General features: G+C 75.0%; 2 protein-coding genes and 1 pseudogene. 1 reads left to right on the top strand and 2 read right to left on the bottom strand.

The features are described from left to right. Window positions 1-789: pseudogene (locus K7787_RS31340) on the top strand (hypothetical protein); the annotation flags it as partial. On the opposite strand, the gene K7787_RS31335 reads toward K7787_RS31340, so the two are convergent. Together K7787_RS31335 and K7787_RS31330 are read right to left on the bottom strand one after the other, a co-directional pair. After that, on the bottom strand, window positions 758-1,738 hold the full coding sequence (locus K7787_RS31335) for a hypothetical protein (RefSeq protein WP_164389499.1): 981 nt from the start codon (window positions 1,736-1,738) through the stop codon (window positions 758-760). The pseudogene K7787_RS31340 and the gene K7787_RS31335 sit on opposite strands and share 32 nt — an antisense overlap. Window positions 1,739-1,790: 52 nt before the next feature. Next, window positions 1,791-2,077: hypothetical protein (locus K7787_RS31330; RefSeq protein ID WP_223003704.1), on the bottom strand; the 287-nt coding region annotated here is incomplete at its 5' end.

Below are 2,077 nucleotides of genomic sequence, written 5' to 3'. Positions count from 1 at the left end.
TCGCCGGAGAACGTGGAGGTGCTGGTCGTCGTCAACGGCCACGCCTGCCGGGAGATGCGCAACCGCGTCGCCGAGCACTGCGGCACCGTGCCGCTGGTGTTCGACGACCCCCGCTTCGAGTCCATGCTCCTCAACGGGGTGCGCAGCCTGATCGAACGGCTGCGGGCCAACGGCCGCAACGCCGTCCTCGGTGAGGTCCGCGACCAGCTGGAGACGATCACCACCCAGCAGGCCATGCTCGCGGACCGCATCGACGCCGTGGACCACGCGGTGAACCACCCCCGGCTGCCCGCCCCGCCGCCCGGACCGGACACCGCCGACCCGCGGGTGCCGCCGCCCGTCCGCGCACCCTTCCGGCAGGCGCAGGCGGCCCTCGACCGGCTGCTGGAGGACGGCGTCGGCCCCCGCCCCCGGCTCGGCCCGGCCGCCCCCGGCATCGAGGGCGCCCGCGCGGCGCTGCCGCGCCGGGCCACCACCGAGCAGACGGCGCTCCAGGCCATGGGCGCCCTGCTGTACGCGCGCCGGCTGGTGGAGGCGTTCCGGGAGGCGGTCACCCACTGGTGGGAGAGCGGCGACGCCGACGCCCGCAGCGAGCAGGACCTGTTCACCGTCTGCCGCAGCTTCGAGATCTCGGTGGAGGTGCTGCCCCGGGTGGACGCCGGCGAGAGCGACCCGGGCGCGGGCTCCCCGGCCGGCGGCGTGGAGGAGGTGCTCACCGGCCTGGCCGACACCGTATGGCGCGCGCTGCGCGAGGAGGTCAGCGCGGACCCGGACGCAGCTCGGCGATGAGGTCGGCGAGCCGTTCCTCGGCCACCGCCACCTCCCGCTGCCGCACCGTGACCCCCACCAGGAAATCGCCCGCGGCCGCGTCCAGCCAGTGCACGTACACGGCGCCCTCCTGCACGTCGAGGACCAGCCGCTCCACCGGGTCGCCGGTCAACGGCCGCAGGATGTCCGTGAGTTCGACCAGCGCCGAGCCGAGCCGGAAGACGAGGTCCCGGTAGAGCGCGCGCCGGGTCTGGACGGGGACGACGAGGAAGGTGTCGACCAGTTCCCCGTGCTCGAAGGCGTCGCCGACGCAGACCGGGGAGCGGCGCCGGTAGTAGCCGGCGTACTGCAGGTCGTAGGGGTTCACATGGCGCTGCCATATGCCGCGCAGCCGGCTCTCCTCGTCCTGGTCGGGCGTCAGGACGTGCATCACCAGCGGGACCTGGCCGTCCAGGACGCGCTTGGGCCGGCCCAGCTCGCCGCCCGGCAGCTCGTCCCCCTGCTGGTAGTGGCGGGTCCGCAGATCGGTGACCATCGCGTTGACGGCCCGGTCCACGGCGTCGCCGCCGGCGCCGGTCGCGCTGACGCCGACGACGTACTGCCCCTCCCGCAGCCGCGAGCACTGCGCCCCGGCGGAGCGGGTGACGGCCAGCACCCGCATCAGCTCCCCGGTGTTCAACGGCCGCATGGCGGCGTCCAGTTCGCTGACCCAGCGCACCAGCCGCCGCGCGGGCCGCCCCTCCACCTCCACGTCGTCCTCCCAGGGCAGCGCGTCCTCGAAGGGCGTCGCGGCGGCGGCGCGCACGCAGAAGTCGACGGTGTTGAGGGTGAGATGGGTCAGCGACCGGATCTCCGGGCAGGCCGCGGCCGTGCTGCGGCAGGCCTCGATCAGATGGTCGTAGCCCCGTTCGGCGTGGGGGGCGACCAGGGCCTTCGGATCGCTCACCGCCCCGTCGGCGTCCCGCTTCATCGGCTTGCACGCTCCTTCCGGTCCGCGCCGCACCGGTGTGCCGCGGCCCGCTTCACAGATCGGGCAGTTCGAGATCGATGTCCGCGCGCCGCCGGGGCTCCTCGCCGGTGGGCGGGGCGCCGAGGCGCCGGGCGCGGGTCATGGCGAGATTGTCCGCCACCAGGGCCCGGTCCGGGTGCCGTCCGAAGCCCGTCCTGTCGTAGCCCAGCCGGGCGAACTCCTCCAGCCGCACCGCCTCGTCCAGCTCGTCCAGTTCCACCAGGGCGTTCGCGACCGACGCGGCGGCCGCGAGCACCCAGGGGTGGTGGTCGCCGAGCCGCCGGCGCAGGTTCTCCTGCG

Origin of the sequence: Streptomyces sennicomposti (genome assembly GCF_019890635.1) — a bacterium.
GTDB classification, from domain to species: domain Bacteria; phylum Actinomycetota; class Actinomycetes; order Streptomycetales; family Streptomycetaceae; genus Streptomyces; species Streptomyces sennicomposti.
The sequence above is the reverse complement of the archived record's forward strand: the minus strand, read 5'-3'. Positions and strand labels throughout refer to the sequence as shown.

Excerpts from the sequence above, each read along its gene's own strand:
- K7787_RS31335 (WP_164389499.1), bottom strand. The coding sequence starts at position 1,738 with ATGAAGCGGGACGCCGACGGGGCGGTGAGCGATCCGAAGGCCCTGGTC.